The sequence below is a fragment of the Streptomyces sp. NPDC098781 genome (assembly GCF_044759995.1).
In the GTDB taxonomy this organism is placed as follows: Bacteria; Actinomycetota; Actinomycetes; order Streptomycetales; family Streptomycetaceae; genus Streptomyces.
Genome location: NZ_JBIWAK010000004.1, coordinates 645,072 through 665,271 on the forward strand (window position 1 = coordinate 645,072; position 20,200 = coordinate 665,271).

At 72.3% G+C, this 20,200-nt stretch carries 21 protein-coding genes; 7 read left to right on the top strand and 14 right to left on the bottom strand.

The window, feature by feature from the left end; genetic code table 11:
- Positions 1–293 precede the first annotated feature (293 nt).
- The gene (locus ACIQWG_RS19810) at positions 294–1,259 is read right to left on the bottom strand and encodes an anti-sigma factor family protein (RefSeq protein ID WP_404097226.1); all 966 of its coding nucleotides are present in this window, start codon (positions 1,257–1,259) and stop codon (positions 294–296) included.
- Complete coding sequence (gene sigE, locus ACIQWG_RS19815) at positions 1,256–1,954, bottom strand: RNA polymerase sigma factor SigE (protein ID WP_404097228.1); 699 nt, start codon at positions 1,952–1,954, stop codon at positions 1,256–1,258. Before sigE ends, ACIQWG_RS19810 begins: the two co-directional genes overlap by 4 nt.
- 235 nt (positions 1,955–2,189) lie before the next feature.
- Between sigE and ACIQWG_RS19820 the strand changes: the two genes are divergently transcribed.
- Positions 2,190–2,888, top strand: a complete 699-nt coding sequence (locus tag ACIQWG_RS19820; protein WP_404097735.1) for an O-methyltransferase — start codon at positions 2,190–2,192, stop codon at positions 2,886–2,888.
- Between the two features lie 134 nt (positions 2,889–3,022).
- Here ACIQWG_RS19820 and ACIQWG_RS19825 read toward each other — a convergent pair whose 3' ends face one another.
- The gene (locus tag ACIQWG_RS19825) at positions 3,023–3,190 is read right to left on the bottom strand and encodes a DUF3117 domain-containing protein (RefSeq protein WP_003966491.1); all 168 of its coding nucleotides are present in this window, start codon (positions 3,188–3,190) and stop codon (positions 3,023–3,025) included.
- A 375-nt stretch (positions 3,191–3,565) separates the two neighbouring features.
- Between ACIQWG_RS19825 and ACIQWG_RS19830 the strand changes: the two genes are divergently transcribed.
- Complete coding sequence (locus ACIQWG_RS19830; RefSeq protein WP_404097230.1) at positions 3,566–4,369, top strand: enoyl-CoA hydratase/isomerase family protein; 804 nt, start codon at positions 3,566–3,568, stop codon at positions 4,367–4,369.
- Positions 4,370–4,436: 67 nt separating this feature from the next.
- Here ACIQWG_RS19830 and ACIQWG_RS19835 read toward each other — a convergent pair whose 3' ends face one another.
- On the bottom strand, positions 4,437–5,024 hold the full coding sequence (locus ACIQWG_RS19835; protein WP_404097232.1) for a DNA-3-methyladenine glycosylase I: 588 nt from the start codon (positions 5,022–5,024) through the stop codon (positions 4,437–4,439).
- The gene (locus ACIQWG_RS19840) at positions 5,021–5,374 is read right to left on the bottom strand and encodes a DivIVA domain-containing protein (RefSeq protein ID WP_404097737.1); all 354 of its coding nucleotides are present in this window, start codon (positions 5,372–5,374) and stop codon (positions 5,021–5,023) included. Before ACIQWG_RS19840 ends, ACIQWG_RS19835 begins: the two co-directional genes overlap by 4 nt.
- Positions 5,375–5,519: 145 nt before the next feature.
- Here ACIQWG_RS19840 and folP point away from each other — a divergent pair, with 145 nt between their 5' ends.
- Positions 5,520–6,380 (top strand): dihydropteroate synthase, encoded by an 861-nt coding sequence (gene folP, locus ACIQWG_RS19845; protein ID WP_404097235.1) that lies wholly within the window; start codon positions 5,520–5,522, stop codon positions 6,378–6,380.
- A gap of 128 nt (positions 6,381–6,508) precedes the next feature.
- On the opposite strand, the gene ACIQWG_RS19850 is transcribed toward folP, so the two are convergent.
- Complete coding sequence (locus ACIQWG_RS19850) at positions 6,509–7,267, bottom strand: TIGR00730 family Rossman fold protein (protein ID WP_404097238.1); 759 nt, start codon at positions 7,265–7,267, stop codon at positions 6,509–6,511.
- Between the two features lie 98 nt (positions 7,268–7,365).
- Complete coding sequence (dapE, locus tag ACIQWG_RS19855; RefSeq protein ID WP_404097240.1) at positions 7,366–8,445, bottom strand: succinyl-diaminopimelate desuccinylase; 1,080 nt, start codon at positions 8,443–8,445, stop codon at positions 7,366–7,368.
- Positions 8,446–8,540: 95 nt separating this feature from the next.
- On the opposite strand from dapE, the gene ACIQWG_RS19860 reads away from it, so the two are divergent.
- Together ACIQWG_RS19860 and ACIQWG_RS19865 are read left to right on the top strand one after the other, a co-directional pair.
- Positions 8,541–9,521, top strand: coding sequence for a heavy metal transporter (locus tag ACIQWG_RS19860; protein ID WP_404097247.1), 981 nt, complete (start codon positions 8,541–8,543; stop codon positions 9,519–9,521).
- A 374-nt stretch (positions 9,522–9,895) separates the two neighbouring features.
- Positions 9,896–10,390, top strand: a complete 495-nt coding sequence (locus tag ACIQWG_RS19865) for an ATP-binding protein (RefSeq protein WP_404097250.1) — start codon at positions 9,896–9,898, stop codon at positions 10,388–10,390.
- Positions 10,391–10,483: 93 nt separating this feature from the next.
- Here ACIQWG_RS19865 and ACIQWG_RS19870 read toward each other — a convergent pair whose 3' ends face one another.
- Both ACIQWG_RS19870 and fdxA read right to left on the bottom strand, forming a co-directional pair.
- A complete protein-coding gene (locus ACIQWG_RS19870) occupies positions 10,484–11,578 on the bottom strand; it encodes a bifunctional succinyldiaminopimelate transaminase/glutamate-prephenate aminotransferase (protein ID WP_404097252.1) in 1,095 nt (364 codons plus the stop codon).
- Positions 11,579–11,716: 138 nt separating this feature from the next.
- Positions 11,717–12,037: a ferredoxin gene (gene fdxA / locus ACIQWG_RS19875; protein WP_007495984.1), complete on the bottom strand. Its 321-nt coding sequence runs from the start codon at positions 12,035–12,037 to the stop codon at positions 11,717–11,719.
- Between the two features lie 110 nt (positions 12,038–12,147).
- Between fdxA and ACIQWG_RS19880 the strand changes: the two genes are divergently transcribed.
- On the top strand, positions 12,148–13,182 hold the full coding sequence (locus ACIQWG_RS19880) for a GNAT family N-acetyltransferase (protein ID WP_404097255.1): 1,035 nt from the start codon (positions 12,148–12,150) through the stop codon (positions 13,180–13,182).
- 39 nt (positions 13,183–13,221) lie between these two features.
- Positions 13,222–14,073, top strand: a complete 852-nt coding sequence (locus ACIQWG_RS19885; protein ID WP_404097258.1) for a tetratricopeptide repeat protein — start codon at positions 13,222–13,224, stop codon at positions 14,071–14,073.
- Between the two features lie 8 nt (positions 14,074–14,081).
- Here ACIQWG_RS19885 and ACIQWG_RS19890 read toward each other — a convergent pair whose 3' ends face one another.
- The 5 genes from ACIQWG_RS19890 to ACIQWG_RS19910 form a co-directional block, all read right to left on the bottom strand.
- Positions 14,082–14,696, bottom strand: a complete 615-nt coding sequence (locus tag ACIQWG_RS19890) for a response regulator transcription factor (RefSeq protein ID WP_404097261.1) — start codon at positions 14,694–14,696, stop codon at positions 14,082–14,084.
- On the bottom strand, positions 14,693–15,859 hold the full coding sequence (locus ACIQWG_RS19895; protein WP_404097264.1) for a sensor histidine kinase: 1,167 nt from the start codon (positions 15,857–15,859) through the stop codon (positions 14,693–14,695). Before ACIQWG_RS19895 ends, ACIQWG_RS19890 begins: the two co-directional genes overlap by 4 nt.
- Positions 15,856–16,596, bottom strand: a complete 741-nt coding sequence (locus tag ACIQWG_RS19900; RefSeq protein WP_404097267.1) for an ABC transporter permease — start codon at positions 16,594–16,596, stop codon at positions 15,856–15,858. The genes ACIQWG_RS19895 and ACIQWG_RS19900 overlap by 4 nt, the downstream gene beginning before the upstream one ends.
- The gene (locus tag ACIQWG_RS19905) at positions 16,593–17,540 is read right to left on the bottom strand and encodes an ABC transporter ATP-binding protein (RefSeq protein ID WP_404097269.1); all 948 of its coding nucleotides are present in this window, start codon (positions 17,538–17,540) and stop codon (positions 16,593–16,595) included. Before ACIQWG_RS19905 ends, ACIQWG_RS19900 begins: the two co-directional genes overlap by 4 nt.
- Positions 17,541–17,669: 129 nt before the next feature.
- On the bottom strand, positions 17,670–20,129 hold the full coding sequence (locus ACIQWG_RS19910) for a hypothetical protein (RefSeq protein ID WP_404097272.1): 2,460 nt from the start codon (positions 20,127–20,129) through the stop codon (positions 17,670–17,672).
- Positions 20,130–20,200: the final 71 nt, after the last annotated feature.

Sequence of the window (20,200 nt, forward strand, 5' to 3'; positions counted from 1 at the left end):
CGCACCGCGGCGACGGCCCCGCCCGCCGTGCCTTCGGAGGAAGCCCGCGCGGGCATGGACTGATGCCTCGGCAGGCCGTCACCGGGGCGCGTCCCGGCGCCCGAACGCCTACTCAACTCTGCGCTGTCGCGCTCGACTTCCCTCGGGAAACCGGCGACTTCGTGCTACCTCCCCCACCTGCACGCGGCGACAACGGCGACCGCGGTTCGTCGACTCCGCGCCCGGCCGACAGGCACGGCGCGCGGCCCACCCCGGATTCAATCAGGTTCGTGGGCCGCTGCGCAGAGTCCGGGTCAGCGGTCGGTGGCCGAGGGGGACGACGACGTCTCTGGGACGGGTGCGGCGAGCAGGCCCGGCGTCGCCGGGAGCCCGGCGTCCTTGGACCATGCGGTGAGAGTGAGCGGCGGGGTGGCGCTGAGCGGGCGTATCAGCGGGGACATGGCGGCCGCGCCGGCCACCACGGGCGCCGTCAGGGTGTGCATCTTCTGGTCGGCGGGCTGGGCCGGCATGCCGGGCAGCAGCGGCGCCGACACCTCGGTCGGGGCCCTCGGGGCGTCGAGCGAGCGCTGGTCCTGTCCCTGCGCCAGCAGGGGGGCGAGTCCGCGGCGGCGCTGGTTCTCCGGTGCCGTGGTGGCACCGCTGCCCTGGGTGCGGGTGGGCGTGACATTGCTGCCGGAGCCCGAGCCGCCGCGGGCCTCCGCGTCGGTCGGCGCGCTCGTGGTGACGCCGCCCAGCGCGATGGCGGCCAGCGACACCGCGCCCGCCGCGACGAACGCGAACCGCATGCGCGACGACGCGGAGCGGTCGGTGTCATGACGGCCCACGGGGTGGGTGCGGAAGCCTCGCTCCGAGGCGGGGAGCGCCGGGGCGTGGGGTCCCGTCGGAACGTAGCCGAACTCGAAACGGTCGCTCCGCTTCACGCCGAAGACGCCCGCGGTGCCGGGCTGTCCCGACAGTCCGCCGAATCCTCCCCCGCCCAGCGGCGAGCCGCCGCCGTCCAGGTCACCTCCCCCGGGGAGGCCCTGAAGGCGGGCCAGGAAACTCTCGGAAGGAGGCGGCGGGGCCGCCTCGGCGAAGACGTTCTTCAGCCTGCGCTGGGCGTCGGCCTCGGACTTGCACCGGGCGCAGGTCGCCAGGTGCGCGAGGACACGCTCACGCGTCTCATGACCGAGCTCGCCGTCGACAAGGGCGGAGAGTCGGTCGCCAAGGTGCTGCTCGGCCAGGAGCCGTTCGGCGGGGTTGGGTCGGGAGCCACTCACGCGGTCGTGCCCCCTCCTCCCAGCGCGGCCACACGCGGCACGAAGGAGCGGCGCTCGGCACGCGCCTCCGGCGAGCGGTGGGCGAGGGCCTTGCGCAGCTGCGAGCGGCCGCGGTGGATACGGGACCGGACGGTGCCGAGCTTGACGCCCAGAGTCGCGGCGATCTCCTCGTACGACAGTCCCTCGATGTCGCACAGGACGACCGCGGCGCGGAACTCGGGCGCGAGGGTGTCGAGGGCCTGCTGGACGTCCGCGTCGAAGTGGGCGTCGTTGAAGACCTGCTGAGGAGTGGGCTCCTTGCTGGGCAGCCGCTCGGCGGCGTCCTCGCCCAGCGCGTCGAAGCGGATGCGCTGCTTGCGGCGGACCATGTCCAGGAACAGGTTGGTGGTGATGCGGTGCAGCCAGCCCTCGAAGGTGCCCGGCGTGTACGTCGACAGGGAGCGGAAGACGCGGACGAAGACCTCCTGGGTGAGGTCCTCGGCGTCGTGCTGGTTGCCGGTCAGGCGGTACGCCAGCCGGTAGACCCGGCCGCTGTGCGTGCTGACGATCTCCTCCCAGGTGGGCGGAGTCCACGCCTGCCCGTCCGCGTCGGTGGAGAAGGTCGCGGTCTGGGCGTAGTCGCCGGCGTGGCTGTGGTCAGCGGTGTCGTTCACGGATTTCGGCTTCCCTGCCGATCCGAGAAAGCGCCTCAGCACTCCTCCCCGATCCACAGGCGCGGCCGCACCTCCCCTGTCGGCTCTGGTGGTGTCCAGTGGAGCCCCTACCATAGCCACCTCGCCCGTTAGCTCCGGATAAGCGGTTTTACGAGAATTTGATCTGGGCTGACACGGCTGGTGCGCCCGCGTCAGCACTCGCTCACTGCCCTGCTCGTCGTCGTGATCCAACTGTGTCCCCCCGCTCGTCTTCCCACCCCTCTAAACGCGCGGTCCCATCTGCGGGTTCCCGGCCGCAACGGATACAGTCACGCCCAGGCAACCACGGGGACAGGAGAGGGCCATTACCGGCAACCGGCAGACGAGCTGGGCGTTCGCCGACGCCTACGTCGCCGAGGACGACGTCCTGCGCTGGGCCCGGGACCGGGCCCGTGAGGCGGGCCTGCGCTCGGTGTCCCCCGGCACGGGCGCGGCGCTGCGGATGCTCGCCGCCACCGTGGACGCGAAAGCGGTCGCGGAGATCGGTACCGGCACCGGCGTCTCCGGGATCCACCTGCTGCACGGCATGCGCCCGGACGGCGTCCTGACCACCGTCGACCCGGAACCCGAGCACCAGCAGTTCGCCCGTCAGGCCTTCCGTGCCTCCGGCTTCGCCAGCAACCGCGCCCGCTTCATCCCCGGCCGCGCCCTGGAGGTCCTGCCCCGGCTCGCGGACGCCGGGTACGACCTCGTCTTCTGTGACGGCGACCGGCTGGAGTTCCTCGACTATCTCGCTGAATCGTTGCGCCTGCTGCGTCCGGGTGGCCTCGTCGTCTTCGAGGGCGTCTTCACCAACGGCCGCACGGTCGACTCCGGCCCTCAGCCCACCGAGGTCATACGCATCCGGGAGCTGCTGCGCGCGGTGCGGGAGAGCCAGGAGCTGGTGCCGTCGCTGCTGCCGGTGGGGGACGGACTGCTGTGCGCGGTCAAACGGTGACCGTCCGCCTCACGCCGTAGAGAACCGAGGTAGGGAAAGCCGGGCGTTCCGGGAAACCGCGTACCGGAAAAGCAGCAACCCCGGCACCATGTGCGATGCCGGGGCCGCCGAAAAGGTAGGGTCGCGCTGCCGCGTCAGCCGACGACCTTCTTGAGGGCGTCGCCGAGCGCGTCGGCCTCGTCCGGGGTCAGCTCGACGACGAGCCGACCGCCGCCTTCGAGCGGAACGCGCATGACGATGCCCCGCCCCTCCTTGGTCACCTCGAGCGGGCCATCGCCCGTCCGCGGCTTCATGGCCGCCATGCTCGTTCCCCTTCCTGAAACCAGCTCATCGTCAAAGCCGACGGCCCCATGGAGGGCACGCGCGTCTGGCATGAGACACGCGACACCGGCATCGAACACATTGCTTCCAAGCCATTATCCCGCATCTCAGGACCCGATGACCAACATCAGTCGGCATCGCTTGGGCAACGCACGCGAGCAAAACCACTCAATTCGGCGATGTGGCTGCGATACTGCGCCACCGCACACACTTCGGCCGAACGGAATCGGACACGAATTCTTTGACGCAGGTCACACGTCCGCTCAGGTCCGTTGTTCGTGATCTCCGCCATGCTGTCCTCAGACAGGCGCGTACCGGCCGGTACGCCCGAGCCGTGACACCGGAGGGGATACGCCATGGCCGACACCGTGCTCTACGAGGTCAGCGACGGACTCGCGACGATCACGCTGAACCGCCCGGAGGCGATGAACGCGCTGAACATCGCGGCCAAGGTCGCTCTGCGGGACGCGGTCCGGGCGGCGGCGGACGACAGTGCCGTACGCGCGGTGCTGCTGACGGCGGCCGGGGAGCGGGCGTTCTGTGTGGGCCAGGACCTCAAGGAGCACATCGGGCTGCTGAGCGCCGACCGGGAGACCGGTTCGGGGCAGACGATGAGCACGGTGCGCGAGCACTACAACCCGATCGTGCGGGCGCTGGCCGGGATGACGAAGCCGGTGGTGGCCGGGGTGAACGGGGTCGCGGCGGGGGCCGGCTTCGGGTTCGCGCTGGCCGCGGACTACCGGGTGGTGGCCGACAGCGCCGCCTTCAACACCTCGTTCGCGGGGGTCGCGCTCACCGCCGACTCCGGGATCTCCTGGACGCTGCCGCGCGTCGTCGGGCCCGGTCGGGCCGCTGACCTGCTGCTCTTCCCGCGGAACATCAAGGCGCAGGAGGCGTACGAGCTGGGCATCGCGAACCGGCTGGTGCCTGCGGGTGAGCTGCGCGCGGAGGCCGAGAAGGTGGCGCGCGCGCTCGCCGAGGGGCCGACGGTCGCCTATGGGGCGATCAAGGAGGCGGTGGCGTACGGCCTGTCGCACTCCCTTGAGGAGACCTTGGAGAAGGAGGACGAGTTGCAGACTCGGGCCGGGTCCTCCGAGGACCACGCGATCGCCGTGCAGGCCTTCGTGAACAAGGAGAAGCCGAAGTACCTGGGCCGCTGAGCTCAGGGCGGTGGCGCCGTCGGGGGCTGCGGACCGGTGAGGGCCGGTCGCGCAGTTCCCGGCGCCCCTATGCGGCGTTCCTCGCCACGCAGGACGCCAAGTGATCGTCGACCAGGCCGCACGCCTGCATCAGGGCGTATGCGGTCGTCGGTCCCACGAAGCGCAGGCCCCGCTTCTTCAACGCCTTCGACAGGGCCGTCGACTCAGAGGTGACCGCCGGGACGTCCGCCAGGGTCTTCGGGGCCGGGCGGGTGGCCGGGTCCGGGGCGTGGGACCAGATGAGGTCGTCCAGTTCGCCGGAGGCCCAGTCGGCGAGCACGCGCGCGTTGGCGAGGGTCGCGTCGATCTTGGCTCGGTTGCGGATGATGCCCGCGTCGGCGAGGAGGCGCTCGCGGTCGGCGTCGGTGAAGGCGGCGACCTTCGCGATCTTGAACTCGGCGAAGGCGGCGCGGAAGCCCTCGCGGCGGCGCAGGATCGTGATCCAGGACAGGCCGGACTGGAAGGCCTCCAGGCTGAGACGTTCGAACAGCGCCTCGTCGCCGTGGACCGGCCGGCCCCACTCCTCGTCGTGATACGTCACGTAGTCCGGCGTGGACAGGGCCCAGGGGCAGCGCAGGGCGCCGTCGGGCCCCGCGATGGCCGTACCGTCGCTCATTGCTGGTCTTCCTGGGCCGGCTTGTCCATGGAGACACGGCCGCCGGGCGACGCCTGGGACCCGGCCAGGGCGGACTCCAGGTCGGCGATCCGGGCATCCCGCTCGGCGAGCTCCGCTGCGAGGCGGCTGAGGGCGTCGTCGACGTCGGCCATGCGGTAACCGCGGGCGGCGAGCGGGAAGCGGAGGCTGTCGACGTCGGTGCGGTCGACGGGACGGTCCGCGGGGAGCGGGTCGTGCAGGCGCTCGGGCGCGGCGTCGGGCAGTGGGCCGTCGCCCTCGCCGCCGCCCACCACGGCGAGTGTCACCGCGGCGACCACGACGGCCAGCGCGACGACCAGGAACAGGAACATGACCATCGCTGTGGCCCCCACGGTCGGTTGATACGTGCGGTCGAGTGTCTCAGGGTCCGATCGTGCCATGCGACTGTGACAGTTAGGGTCGCAGGCGGCCGAAGGCCGCGGACTTGCCAGGACGTACTAGGAAAGGTCACAGGGGATGCTCAGGCTGGGCAGGCGCGCATTCGACGCGCACGAGCCGGTGATCATGGCGATCGTGAACCGGACCCCGGACTCCTTCTACGACCAAGGGGCGACGTTCCGCGACGAGCCCGCCCTCGCGCGCGTGGAGCAGGCCGTGGCGGAGGGGGCGGCCATCATCGACATCGGCGGGGTCAAGGCGGGGCCGGGGGAAGAGGTCACCGCCGAGGAGGAGGCGCGGCGGACGGTCGGTTTCGTGGCCGAGGTGCGGCGGCGGTTTCCCGATGTCGTGATCAGCGTGGACACCTGGCGGGCGTCGGTGGGGGCGGCGGTCTGCGAGGCGGGGGCGGACCTGCTGAACGACGCGTGGGGTGGGGTCGATCCGGGGCTGGCGGAGGTCGCCGCCCGGTACGGGGTGGGGCTGGTGTGTACGCATGCCGGGGGTGCGGAGCCTCGGACTCGGCCGCATCGGGTGACGTACGACGACGTCATGGCCGACATTCTGCGGGTGACCGTGGGGTTGGCGGAGCGGGCGCTGGCGCTGGGGGTTCCCCGGGAGTCGATCCTGATCGATCCGGGGCACGACTTCGGGAAGAACACGCGGCACAGTCTTGAGGCGACCCGGCGGCTCGGGGAGATGGTGGAGACCGGGTGGCCGGTGCTGGTGTCGCTGTCCAACAAGGACTTCGTCGGGGAGACGCTGGACCGGCCGGTGAAGGAGCGGGTGGTGGGGACGTTGGCCACGACCGCGGTGTCGGCATGGTTGGGGGCGCAGGTGTACCGGGTGCACGAGGTGGCGGAGACGCGTCAGGTGCTGGACATGGTGGCGTCGATCGCGGGGCACCGGCCGCCGGCGGTGGCTCGGCGGGGCCTGGCGTAGGGCACCTGTCCCGCCCCGCCGCCCCTACCCGTCCCGTCCCCCAGGGGCGCGTGGACGGGCGGGCAAGGCCCCGAGGGGGTCGGTGAACCCCTCGACGCCCCGCCCCGTCGGCCGCGCGGCAAGCCTTCCTACCGCCCCGCTTCCTTCGACACCAGCGCCACCGCCTCCTCCACGTCGTCCGTGACGTGGAACAGCAGGAGGTCCTTCTCCGCCACCTTGCCCTGGGCCACCAGCGTGTTGCGCAGCCAGTCGACCAGGCCGCCCCAGTACTCGCTGCCGAACAGGACGATCGGGAAGCGGGTGACCTTCTGGGTCTGGACGAGGGTGAGGGCCTCGAAGAGTTCGTCGAGGGTGCCGAGGCCGCCGGGGAGGACCACGAAGCCCTGGGCGTACTTGACGAACATCATCTTGCGGACGAAGAAGTACCGGAAGTTCAGGCCGATGTCGACGTACGGGTTGAGCCCCTGCTCGAAGGGCAGCTCGATGCCGAGGCCGACCGAGACGCCGCTCGCCTCCAGCGCGCCCTTGTTCGCCGCCTCCATGGCACCGGGGCCGCCGCCCGTGATCACGGCCCAGCCGGCCTCGACCAGGCCTCGGCCGAGGCGGACACCCGCGTCGTACTCGGGAGAGTCGACCGGTGTGCGGGCCGAGCCGAACACACTGATCGCGGGCGGCAGTTCGGCGAGCGTGCCGAACCCCTCGATGAACTCCGACTGAATGCGCAGGACGCGCCAGGGGTCCGTGTGGACCCAGTCGGACGGCCCGCCCGCGTCCAGCAGCCGCTGGTCCGTGGTGCTCGCGGTCACCTGGCCGCGCCGCCTCAGGACCGGTCCCAGCCGCTGCTCCTCCGGTGGCTGCTTCTTGCCCTCGGGGTTGCCGGTAGCCATGTAGCGCTCCCTCCGCTTGCCAGGTCTTTCCACCTCAGCGTAGATCCACCCGGGTTACGGACGGGGGACGTGAGCATGTCCGCCACGAAGCGCCCCCGCTACGCCGTCAGCCACGCCCTCAGCCGCTGCTCTCCCGCCAGGATCTTGGCCGTATCGACCCTTTCGTCCCGCTTGTGCGCCAAGTGCGGGTTGCCGGGGCCGTAGTTCACCGCCGGGATGCCCAGGGACGAGAAGCGGGAGACGTCCGTCCAGCCGTACTTGGGGTGCGCGGTGCCGCCGACCGCCTCCATGAACGCCGCGGCCGCCGGGTGCGACAGGCCCGGGAGGGCGCCGCCGCTGTGGTCGTCGACCACGAACTCCTCGACACCGCAGTCGGCGAAGACCTCACGGACGTGCGCCACGGCCTCCTCCTCGGTGCGGTCCGGGGCGTAGCGGAAGTTGACCGTCACGACGCACTCGTCGGGGATGACGTTGCCCGCCACACCGCCCGAGATGCCCACCGCGTTCAGGCCCTCCCGGTACTCCAGGCCGTCGATCACCGGGTAGCGCGGTTCGTACGAGGCCAGGCGGGCCAGGATCGGGGCCGCCGCGTGGATCGCGTTCGAGCCCATCCAGGAGCGCGCGGAGTGAGCGCGCTCCCCCTTGGTCCTGAGCAGCACCCTGAGCGTGCCCTGGCAGCCGCCCTCCACCTCGCCGTCCGACGGCTCCAGCAGCACCGCGAAGTCCCCCTCCAGCCACTCGGGGCGGTGCTCCGCGATGTGCTTGAGGCCGTTGAGGTCGGCGGTCACCTCCTCGTTGTCGTAGAAGACGAAGGTGAGGTCGCGGTTCGGGGCCAGGACGGTCTCGGCGATACGGAGCTGGACCGCCACGCCCGACTTCATGTCGCAGGTGCCGCAGCCCCACAGGACGCCGTCCTCGTCCAGCCTCGACGGCACGTTGTCCGCGATCGGCACGGTGTCGATGTGCCCGGCGAGGATCACGCGCTCCGGCCGCCCCAGGTTCGTCCGCGCCACGACGTTGTTGCCGTACCGCTCGACCGTCAGATGCGGCAGGGCGCGCAGGGCGGTCTCGATGGCGTCCGCGAGGGGCTGTTCGGTGCCGCTGACGGAGGGGAAGTCGACGAGCCGCGCGGTGAGCTGCGCTGCGTCGAGCGTGAGGTCAAGGGAGGTGTCGGCCATGCCGCCGACCCTAACGCGCGGCGCGCCGCCGGACCGTGGGCACACTTTTCCCACTCGGCCCATACCCCACAGTAACCTCGGCTACCTTGTAGGGCGTGTCACCGTCGTCCACCTCCCGTAAACGTCGTGGCCGCCTCCTGCGTCGCGGGGCGGCCTTCGTGGTCCTGCTCGCCGTGGCCGGATATCTCGCGGTGCAGTACGTCACCGGAGGCACGGGAACCCCCGGCTGCGAGGTCGTGTCGGACAAGGGCGACCCCGCGCGCTACGAGTTCACGCCCGAACAGGCGGTGAACGCGGCGACGATCGCCGCCGTCGGCACCGGGCGCGGGCTGCCCGAGCGGGCCGTGACGATCGCGCTCGCCACCGCCCTCCAGGAGTCCGGGCTGCGCAACATCAGCCACGGCGACCGCGACTCGCTGGGCCTGTTCCAGCAGCGGCCCTCGATGGGCTGGGGCACCGAGGACGAGATCCTCGACCCGGTCTATTCGGCGGGTGAGTTCTACGAGCACCTGGTCAAGGTCCGGGAGTACACGCGCCTGCCGCTGACGGTCGCCGCACAGCGCGTCCAGCGCAGCGGCTTCCCGGAGGCGTACGCCAAGCACGAGCCGGACGCGACCCTGCTCGCCGCCGCGCTCACCGGACGATCGGCCGCCACGCTGACCTGCGAGGGCCTCCCCGGCGCCACCCGTGCCGCGGGCGACGCCGACTCCGTACGGGCCGCGCTGCTGCGGGACTTCGGGCGGGACGCGTTCCAGCCGACCGCGGCGGAGGTGAGCGGGGCGAAGGCAACGCCCTCCCCCACGCCGTCCGTGATCAAGAAGGACGAGCGGACCGTCGTCCTGCCGATGCCGGCCGGCCGCGACTCCACCGGCGGGCGCGGTGCGCGCGAGCGCGGCTGGCAGCTGGCGCACTGGGCGGTGGCCAACGCCTCCGAGCTGCACATCAAGCGGGTGTCGTACGCCGGGCGGGAGTGGACCGCCGGGAACACCGACAGCCAGTGGCGTGCGATCACCGCGCAGGGCGCCTCGGAGGGCGGAAGCGGCCCGAGCGCGGTCCGTATCGTGACCACTCCGTAGTACGCCCAGCAGTTCGACGGCTCATCCGGGCGAGCTACCCGAGGTGTTGTCCGGCCACTGTGTGGGCAGGTTTTCGCGCGGTGACCCTTGAATCCACCAAATCCCTTGCAAACAAAGGGCTGTACGGATTCGGTGGGCTTTCGAACGGGACGCGCTTTGCCCGTTTTTATCCGCAGGCGATTATGCGACGCATTGCCAACTCTTTACGTTGTCACGCCGCAACCTTCGCGGGCTTCGAGCGGTAGTCACTGCGTCCGAGCCCGGAGATCAACAGCCAGTCGGTCCACCGTCAGTCGCCGCACTCAGCCGGCCAACTGCCGGGCGCGGTCGGACACTTCATCGTTCTCATCCGACATACCCGTCGAAGGAGCATCATGTCCCTCCCCCTGACCCGCCGGATCGCCCGTGCCGCGCTCATCGTCGCTGCCGGAGCGGCTGCCGGGGTCGGTGCGGCCGGCTCCGCCAGCGCGGCCCCCGAACTGCCCGAGGCCCCCAAGGTCGGCGGGCTGACCGCCCTGGACGGCACGACTGTCGTCGACGGCGCGGCGTACAACGCCACCGGGATCGCGGGCGGCGCCGTCGACACGGCCGTCGACCAGGCGCTGCCGACCGCACAGAAGGCCGGCGACAAGGTGACCAAGACCGGCGGCAAGGCCGCGAAGAAGGCGGTGCCGACCGCCAAGAAGGCCGGTGCCAAGGTGACGAAGACCGGCGGCAAGGTCGCCAAGGAGCGTGCCGCCGCGGCGCAGGAGACCGCCGGTGGCGTCGCCGGTTCGGTCGGTTCCGTCCTCGGTGAGGCGGCCGGGTCGGCCACGCAGGGTGTGCCGGCCGCCGGCGCGCTGCCGGTGCAGGGCCTTCCCGTCGGCTGACGGACGGCGGGCGCCTGACTCCGGCCGACGGGGCCCAGGGAACTCCCTGGGCCCCGTCGGCTTCGCTGTGTCCTCTTCGGCAGGGGCCGGCCGCTAGGCCAGCCGCCGGACCGCCTCCGCCACCCGCTCGTCCGTCGCCGTGAAGGCGACCCGGACGTACCGGGCGCCCGCCTCGCCGTAGAAGTCGCCGGGGGCGACCAGGATGCCCAGCTCGGCCAGGTGGGCGACCGTGGCCCAGCAGGACTCGTCGCGGGTGGCCCAGAGGTAGAGGCTGGCCTCGCTGTGCTCGATGCGGAAGCCGTGGCCCTCCAGCGCCTCGCGCAGGGCCGCGCGGCGGGCCGCGTAGCGCTCACGCTGCACACGGACGTGCTCGTCGTCGCCGAGCGCCGCGACCACCGCCGCCTGGGTCGGCGCCGAGGTCATCATGCCGCCGTGCTTGCGGATCTCCAGGAGAGGAGCCAGGACGGCCGGGTCGCCGGCGAGGAACGCGGCGCGGTAGCCGGCCAGGTTCGAACGCTTGGACAGGCTGTGCACCGCGACGATGCCGTCGTACGAGCCGCCGTTGACGTCCGGGTGCAGGACCGAGACCGGGTCGGCCTCCCAGCCCAGCTCCAGGTAGCACTCGTCGGAGAAGACCAGGACGCCGTGCGACCGGGCCCAGGCGACGATCCTCGTCAGCTCCTCCTTCGACAGCACCTTGCCCGTGGGGTTCGACGGGGAGTTCAGCCAGAGGAGCTTCAGGCCGTTCGGGTCCAGCTCGGTCGGGTCGTCGTAGACCTCGTACTCGGCGCGGGCCAGGCGGGCGCCGACCTCGTAGGTCGGGTAGGCCAGGCGCGGGTAGGCGACGCGGTCGCCGGGGCCGAGGCCCAGCTGGGTGGGCAGCCAGGCGACCAGTTCCTTGGAGCCCACGATCGGCAGGACGTGCCGGTGGGTGACGTCACGGGCGCCCAGGCGGCGTTCCACCCAGCCCGTGATCGCGTCGCGCAGTGCCGGGGTGCCCCAGACCGTCGGATAGCCCGGGGAGTCCGCCGCGTCGATCAGGGCCTTCTGGATCAGCTCGGGCACCGGGTCGACCGGCGTGCCGACGGACAGGTCGACGATGCCGCCCGGATGCGCGGCGGCCGTCTTCTTGTACGGCTCCAGCTTGTCCCAGGGGAAGGTCGGAAGGCGGTCGGAGACTGCGGACACGGGCTCTGGCTCACTTTCTGGTACTGGCGCTTCGGCCGGTACCGCCGGATACGGCAACGCCTCGGTCCCGTACGACGATCAAGGCGATCAGGCCGTACGGGACCGAGGCGGCACGCAGTGCGGGGTCGCCGGTGTGGATTACTCGGCCTGCGGCGGCAGCGCGGCGACGAAGGGGTGGTCGCGCTCGATCAGACCCAGCTTGCTGGCACCGCCGGGCGAGCCGAGCTCGTCGAAGAACTCGACGTTCGCCTTGTAGTAGTCCTTCCACTCCTCCGGAGTGTCGTCCTCGTAGAAGATCGCCTCGACCGGGCAGACCGGCTCACAGGCACCGCAGTCGACGCATTCGTCCGGGTGGATGTACAAGGACCGCTGGCCCTCGTAGATGCAGTCGACCGGGCACTCCTCGATGCACGCCTTGTCCTTGACGTCGACACAAGGCTGCGCGATGACGTAGGTCACGCTGTCGTTCCTCCTCGATAGGGCGCTGGCGGGCCTCCACAGGCTCCGCCGCCTGGCGCGCGGGAGCGCGGCGTCGTCGATGCCCGCCCCTAGTATCTCCGTTCTTGGGCATGATCCGAACAGGAGGGGTGAACCGACCTGTGGAAATCTCCGCGACAGGGCGCCTTGAGGTCCGTATCACCGCTACTGACGTGGGTAAACGGGTCTCGGTACGCCGCCTGAACGATCCTGCGGGCGAGGGTGAGAAGTTCACCGACACGGTGGGTGTTCTCGCATCATGGGACGACGGTGTGCTACGGATCACACGGAAGAGTGGCGAGACCGTCCATATCCCGGAATCCTCGCTGGTCGCGGGCAAGGTGGTGCCGGGCGCACCGGCCCGGCGCCGGGGGCCTTCCGCGTCGTACGAGGAACTCGCGCACGTCTCCGCGCGCGCCTGGCGGCCGGTCGAGAGCGAGCGCCTCGGCGAGTGGGAGCTGCGGGCCGCGTCCGGGTTCACCCGCCGCGCCAATTCCGCGCTGCCGCTCGGCGACCCGGGCGTGCCGCTGCCGGCCGCGCTCGACGTCGTACGGCGCTGGTACGGCGACCGCGGGCTCCCCGCGTACGTCCAGACCGCGACCGGGGCCGAGGGCACGCAGGAGTTGCTGTGCGCGGAGCTGGAGCGGCTGGGGTGGGTGCGGGAGGTCTCCGCCGAGATGTGGATCGGGGCGCTCGCGCCGGTCGCCGACCGGGACGAGGGTGCCGGAGTGGTGCTGTCCCGGGAGGCGGACCACGCTTGGCTTACGCGGTACCAGCGCAAGGGGGTGAGTGAGGTGGCCTTGACGGTGCTGGGCAGCGGGCCCTCGGTGTGGTTCGCGACGGTTCCCGGTGCCGGCGGTGGTGCGCCGGCCGCCATCGGGCGGTGTGTCGTGGACGGGCGGTGGGCCGGGTTCGCCGCCGTGGAGGTCGATCCGGCGCTACGGCGGCAGGGGCTGGCCACCCGGGTGATGGCCGCGCTGGCCGGTCGGGCCCTGGACGAGGGGGCGTCGGCGGCGTGGCTCCAGGTCGAGACGGACAACGCGGGCGCGCGGGGCCTGTACGCCCAGATGGGGTTCGCCGCGCATCACGCCTACCACCACTACCGCCATCACGATCGATCACTGTGAGCGGCGGTACCGATCGCCGTGAAAGGGCACGAGCCAGCTATGCGTCCCCTGTACCCCCCACCCGCCGAGCGTTCCGCCGAACTGCGGCGGCGGTTCGCCGAAGAGGCGCGGTCCGAGCGGCCCGACCTGTCCACGCTGTGCCTGCTGGTGGGAGCCGAGGCCGACGGCACGCTGGACGAGTCGGGGATGGACTGCGCGCAGGTGGAGCTGGACGAGCTGGCGGGACAGCTGCCGTTCCGGCCGGGCGGGCCCCGGGCGTGGGCGGTCGCCCTGCGGGAGCTGCTCGGCGAGCGGTACGGGTTTCGCGGGGTGGCCGCTGACTACCAGCGGCTGGAGTCGTCGCTGCTGCACGAGGTGCTTCGGCGGCGGCGCGGGCTGCCGATTCTGCTGTCGGTCGTGTGGATGGAGGTGGCGCGCAGGGCCGGGGCGCCGGTGTGCGGGGTCGCGCTGCCCGGGCACTTCGTGGTGGGGTTCGGGCCGGCCGACGACCAGGTGCTCGCCGACCCGTTCGACGGGGGGCGGGTGCTGACGGGAAGCGATGCGGAGTTGCTGGTGGCGGGGGCCACGGGGGCGCCGTTGCAGCCTTCCATGCTGTCGCCCGCGGATCCGCTGGACGTGGTGCTGCGGATCCTGAACAACATCCGGGCCTGGGCGGCCACCCGGCCCGAACGGACCGATGTGGCGCTGTGGGCGTTGGAGCTGTCCCTCCTGCTGCCCTCCCACCCGGCCCGGCTGCGCTTCGAGCGCGCCCAGCTGCTGGTGCAGCGCGGGGACTTCCTCAGGGGTGCGGACGAGCTGGAGGCGTACGCGGAGGTCGTCGCCGCGGTGGACGGACCGGCGGCCGAGAAGGTGCGGCAGCAGGCTCATGCCGCCCGAGCCCTGCTGAACTGACGAACTGACTACAGCCAGCCCTTCTCCCGCGCCATCCGCACCGCCTCCGCCCGGTTGCGGACGGCCAGCTTCTGGATCGCGGTCGACAGGTAGTTGCGGACCGTGCCCTGGGACAGGTGCAGGGCCGCCGCCAGCTCGGCGTTGGTCGAGCCGTCCTCCGCCGCTCGCAGGACCTCACGCTCGCGATCGGTCAACGGGTTGGCGCCCTCGGCCAGGGCCGCCGCCGCCAGGGTGGGGTCGATGACCCGCTCCCCCGCCAGTACCTTCCGTACCGCCTCGGCCAGTTGGGCCGCGGGGGCGTCCTTGACCAGGAAGGCGTCGGCGCCGGACTCCATCGCGCTGCGCAGGTAGCCGGGGCGGCCGAAGGTCGTGAGGACGACCAGCTTCACGTCCGGCAGCTCCGCGTGCACCAGCGCCGCCGCCTCTATGCCCGTCGCGCCCGGCATCTCGATGTCCAGGAGCGCCACGTCCACGTCGTGCTCACGGGCCGCCGCCAGGACCTCGTCACCGCGGGCCACCTGGACGACGACCTCGATGTCGTCCTCAAGGCCGAGTAGGGCGGCCAGGGCCTCGCGGACCATCGACTGGTCCTCGGCGAGGAGGACCTTGATCGTGGGGCTCATGTCGCGGATCCTACGTTCGCCCTGGCCGCGGCCGGCACCCGGGCGGTCAGCCGGAAGCCGTGCCGGGTCCCGCCCGCCTCCAGGGTGCCGCCCGCCTTCGTCAGGCGTTCCGTCAGGCCCGTCAGACCGTGCCCGGGGCCGGCGCCCTGGTCGCCGGAGCCGTCGTCCTCGACGGAGAGTTCGAGGACGGGACCGTCGAGCGTCTCGCGGCGCAGCAGCTCCACCGCGCAGCGCCGGGCGCCGCTGTGCCGTACGACGTTGGTGACCGCCTCGCGCAGCGCCCAGGCGAGGGCTGTCTCGCTGTCCTCGGGGACATCGGCGAGGTCCGGCTCGGCCGGGAGCTCGGCGGTGACTCCGGCCGCCGTCAGGGCGACCTCGGCGCCCGCCAGTTCCCCGGCCAGGCGGGGCCGGCGGTAGCCGGAGACGGCCTCCCGGACGTCGACCAGGGCCTGGCGGCTGACCTGCTCGATGTCGGCGACCTGCTGGGCCGCCTGGTCGGGATGGTCGGGGAGCATACGGCCGGCGAGTTCGCTCTTGATGGTGATCAGGGACAGCGAGTGGCCCAGCAGGTCGTGCAGATCGCGGGCCAGGCGCAGGCGTTCCTCGTTGGCGGCGAGCTGGGCGACCGTGGCACGGGCCTCGCGCAGCGCGATCGTGGTGCGGACGAGTTCGCGTACGCCGGTCATGGCGAAGCCGCCCAGCAGGGCCGGGATCAGCAGCCCGGCCAGGAACGCCTTGCCGCCCGGGGTCGCGAACGCGACGACGGTCATCAGCGCCGACGCGCCCGGGATCGTCCAGCGGGCCATGCGCAGCGGCAGGGCCGCGCCGGACGCGATCGACACGTACACGAACAGCACCAGCCACTCCCGGCCCAGGGTGAGCGCGAGGAGGGTGGACTGGGCCGTGAGGACGCCGAGCGAGGCGAGCACGACGCTGTTGCGTTCGCCGCGGCCCGTGCGGAAGAGCAGCAGCATGTACCAGGTGACGAACGCGGCCAGGCCGAGCCAGCCGAGGATCCGCACGCCCGTGCTGTGACCGCCGTGCAGCAGGTCGGTGGCCGGTGCGCTCAGGTAGACCAGCCAGATGCCGGACCACAGGATCTTGACGATGCGTTGCTTGCGATTCTCGGGGCGCTGTCCGATCCCGACGCCGGTGCCGCTCACGTCTTCAGCGTGTCCTTCCGGTACAGCCAGGCCGCGCCGCCCGTGAACAGGGCGAAGGAGACGACGAGGACGACGAGGTCCTTCGCGTGGGGCGCCTGGCTCTGCTCGATGGCCTGCCCCAGGGCAGCGTACGCGTGGGTGGGCACCCACTCGGCGATGTCCTGGAGCCAGCCCGGGAAGGACGTGGTCGGCATCCACAGGCCGCCGAGGATGGACAGCCCGAAGTAGATGATCATGGTGATCGGCCGGACCGCGTCCCCGCTCGCCAGGTACCCGATCGCCACCCCCAGCGAGGCGAAGACGAGGCTGCCGGCCCAGATCGCGCCGGTGAGGGCGAGCCACTGCCAGGCGTCCAGGCGTACGTCCTTCACGACGGCGGCGACGAGGAACACGACCACGATCGAGGGCAGGCTGACCACGGCCGCGCTCGCGGTCTTGGCCAGCACATACCCGCGGCCCGGCAGCGAGGTCAGCCTGAGCTGCCGTACCCAGCCGCCCTCCCGCTCCTTCGCGATGCGCTCGCTGTTGCCCATCAGGACGGCTGTCAGGGCACCGAAGGAGGCCATCGAGACCATCATGTAGGTCGGCAGGGTCAGGCCGGTGCCGTCGACCTTCGTGGTGCTGTCGGCGCTGCCCGCGATCAGCAGGAACAGGATGGCCGGATAGGCCACCGAGAAGAACAGGAACTTGCGGTTGCGCAGGGCGCGGGCGAGTTCGAGCCTGATCAGACCGTTCATGACCGGCGGGCCTCCTCGGCGGCGGTGATGGCGACGAACGCCTGCTCCAGGCCGAGTCCGGCGACCTCGAGATTGTGGGGGTACAGGCCGAGGCCGTAGAGGGCGTGGACGGTGGCGTCGGCGTCGGCGGACTGGATGCGCACCGTCTGCCCGGAGACGTCGAGGTGGGTCAGGAAGGGCAGCTGCCGGAGCGCGGCCTCGTCGATCGGACCGTCGGCGAGGTCGAAGGAGATCCTGCGGGCGCCGGCCTTCGCCTTGATCTCGGCCGCCGTGCCGTCGGCCAGCAGCCGCCCCCGGTGCAGGACGAGCACCCGGTCGGCGATGGCGTCGGCCTCCTCCAGGTAGTGCGTGGCGAACAGGACCGTACGGCCCTGGTCGGCCTGTTCGCGCATGGTGGCCCAGAAGGCCTGACGGGTGGTGACGTCCATGCCGGTGGTCGGCTCGTCCAGGACGACCAGGTCGCTGTCCCCGGCCGTGGCGAGGGCGAAGCGGACCCGCTGGGCCTGGCCGCCGGAGAGCTTGTCGACCTTGCGGTCGGCGAACTGCGCGATGCCCGCGCGGGCCAGCACGTCGGAGACGGGATACGGCCGCGGATGCAGATCGCAGGCCAGCCGCACCAGCTCGGCGACCGTGACCTCGTCCATCAGCCCGCCGCTCTGGAGCATGGCGCCGACCCGTCCGGCGACGATCGCCTCCCGCGGCTCGGTGCCGAAGACGCGGACCGTGCCGCTGTCGGGGCGCTTGAGGCCGAGCAGCAGATCGAGGGTGGTGGACTTGCCGGCCCCGTTCGGGCCCAGCAGGGCCACGGTCTCCCCCGGGTACAGCGCGAGCGTCAGGCCGTCGACGGCCCGTACGCTCCCGTAGCTCTTGCTCACCCGGTCGAACCCGACCGCCGGGGTCTGCGGGTGCAACGCAGTCGTGGTGTTCGACGCAGTCGTTGTCATGCGCACCAGAGTGGCCGCGCGGCCCGGGGGCCCGGCAGTGTCGGCGGTCCTGACTGCCGGATGACAGATGTCATACGACGACCAGGGGCACCCGGCGAGTGCCGGGTGCCCCTGGTCCGAGCGGTCGCGCTAACTCGGGTTGGTGTCGATGGTGACGGTGCGCTCCGCCGCCGTCTTGGCCCGCAGCGCCTTGCGCAGGGCGGAGGCGACATCCTCCGGGAGGACGTCCCGCTTGCCGCTCGCGCCGTTGATCTGCACGCCGTCGAACGTGGCGCCGTACGCCTCCTTGAGCGCCTTGAGGTCGTAGGTGTCCACGAGCTTGCCGTCGATCGCCTTGACGCCGAGGATCTTCGGCAGCGACAGGGAGCCGAACGGGATGCTGTGCGCGGCGTCCGTCTGGATCGTGACCTTGTTGGCCATCGCCGGTTCGGCGAACTCCTTCATGAACCGGTCGACCTCGGCGTTCGTGACCGTCGGCTGCCGGCCGGTCGTGGCGACCTGCACCGCGCCGGACTCGCCCGTCTCCACCTGGGTGCGGTAGGCCTCCTCGACCGCCGTCGTCGACTTGGCGACGTCGATGCCCTGACCGGCCTTGCCGTACACGGCGACGGCCTTGCCGGTCTTGAAGCTGACCGTGCCCTCGGTGACCGACCCGGAGCCGCCGGAGGCGTCCTTGAGGGCGGCGGCCAGCTTCTCCTCGTCGGTCGGCATGACCGGGTCGACGACCCGGTGGTTGCCGAAGAGGGAGCCGATGACCGAGATCGGGTTGTAGTCGCTGCTCGCGGCCGTGCTGACCGTCTGCTGCATGTCGAACTGGAGCCCCGCCTGATCCGGCTGGAGTTCCACGGTCTTGCCGCCCACCGACAGCTTCAGCGGCTTGGTGACGCGCTCGTCGAAGGCGTCGTTGAGCTTCTTGACCGCGTCGTCGCGGGTGCCGCCGCCGATGTCCACGCCGAGCACGGTGGTGCCCTTGGGCACGTCGGTGTGGTTCATCAGCAGGCCGGCGCCGTAGAGGCCGCCCGCGAGGACGATCACGCCGCCGACGATCAGGGCACGCTTGTTGCGGCCCTTCTTCTTGGGCACGCGGGAGGCCGAGGAGCTCGACGAGGACGGCTCGGGCAGCTTCGGGGGTGTGTGCGGTCCGGGCGTGTCGGTGCCGCCCGGCCCGAAGGGGCCGCTCTGGGCGCCGCCGGGCACGACCGGGATGCCGCTGGTGACGGTGTGGCCGGAGACGTTGTCGTTGACGCCGCCGTAGTTCGGGGAGCCCGGCTCGGGGGCCGGCTTCTGCGGCGTGAGGATCGCGGTGTCGTCGCTGAGACCGCCACCGGGGCCGTGACCGGGGGTGTGGAAGGCACCGCCGGGACCGCCGGGGCCACCCGGACCGGCGGGACCACCCGGACCGGCGGGGCCGTTCGGGCCGTTGCCGGGAACGCCCGGTGCGCCGGAGCGGCTCGGGCCGACGTTGATGCCGGGCACACCGGAGGCGCCGGGGCCACCCGGGCCGCTCCGGCCGGTGGGACCACCCGGGCCGCCGATACCGGCCGGACCGCCGCCCGCCACCGGCGGGACCGTGGGGCCGTCGCCGGTGACCGGGCCGGTCGTCGGGCCGGCGGGGCCCTGCGGGCCGCCTCGTCCGCCACGGCCGTTCGGTCCGTTGAAGTCGCTGGAGCCGCCGAAGTCGCCGGGGGCGGTGAAGTCGGCTGCGGGGTCGAAGCCGGCCGGGCCGCCCTGGCCGTAGCCGCCGGGGCCGTTCGGACCGGCCTGGCCGCCGAAGCCGCCCTGGTTGTCGGGACCGCCCTGGCCGTTCTGGCCGCCGGTCCCGTTGTCCGCGAAGTACGGCAGGTCGTCGCGGCGTGCGTCGCCGCCGGGGCGGGAGCCGTTGCCGCCGCCCAGCGGGCCCGCGGCCAGCGCCTCGGTGACGTCGAAGGAACCCGTGCCGCCGCCGTGCCCCGGAGCCACGGGACCGCCGGTCGCGCCGGGGAGCCCCGGGCCCTTCGCCCTGCCCGGACGGGAGCCGCCGTCGGGACGGGGGCCGTTCCCACCGCCGGGGCGGGAGCCGGGCGCGCTCATCGAGCCGACGACACCGCCGGGCCGCCCGGCACCGGCACCCGTGGCGCCCGCACCGCCCGTCGCGGGGCCCGAACCGCCGGGCAGACCGGCCCCGTTGGTGGACGGGCCGGCCGGACCGCCCTTGGCCTGCGCGGACTTGCGCGGGGCGAACCAGTCGCTCGTCTTCTCCTCCGCCTGCGCCGAGGGCTCGGCCGGGGAGTCGACGATGCCGGTGGCCTGGGACGTGGCGCCGGCCGGGGCGGGAGCCTCGGGCTCCGCGCTGTCGGCGGCGGTGTCCGTGCCCGTGACGGGCTTGCGCACGACGACCGGCGGAATGGGCCGTGAACCGGGGATGTTGATCCGGATTCTGGTCGTCAGCGTGGTCTCGGTCTTGCGTTCCTCCGGCTGCGCGGGCGAACGGCCCGCGTCCGCACCGCTGTCGGAAGCCATGGGGGTCCCGTACGGCGGCGTGCCCGAGGGGTATGCGGCACCCCCGCGCCCGTTGGGCCCGGAGGACGGAGTGTCAGTTTCACGACTCAAGGCATGTTCTCCCGGTTGGCTCCGCCGCCCGTTCGACCTCATCACTGCGGGCGGCTCGGCGGCGCGCACCA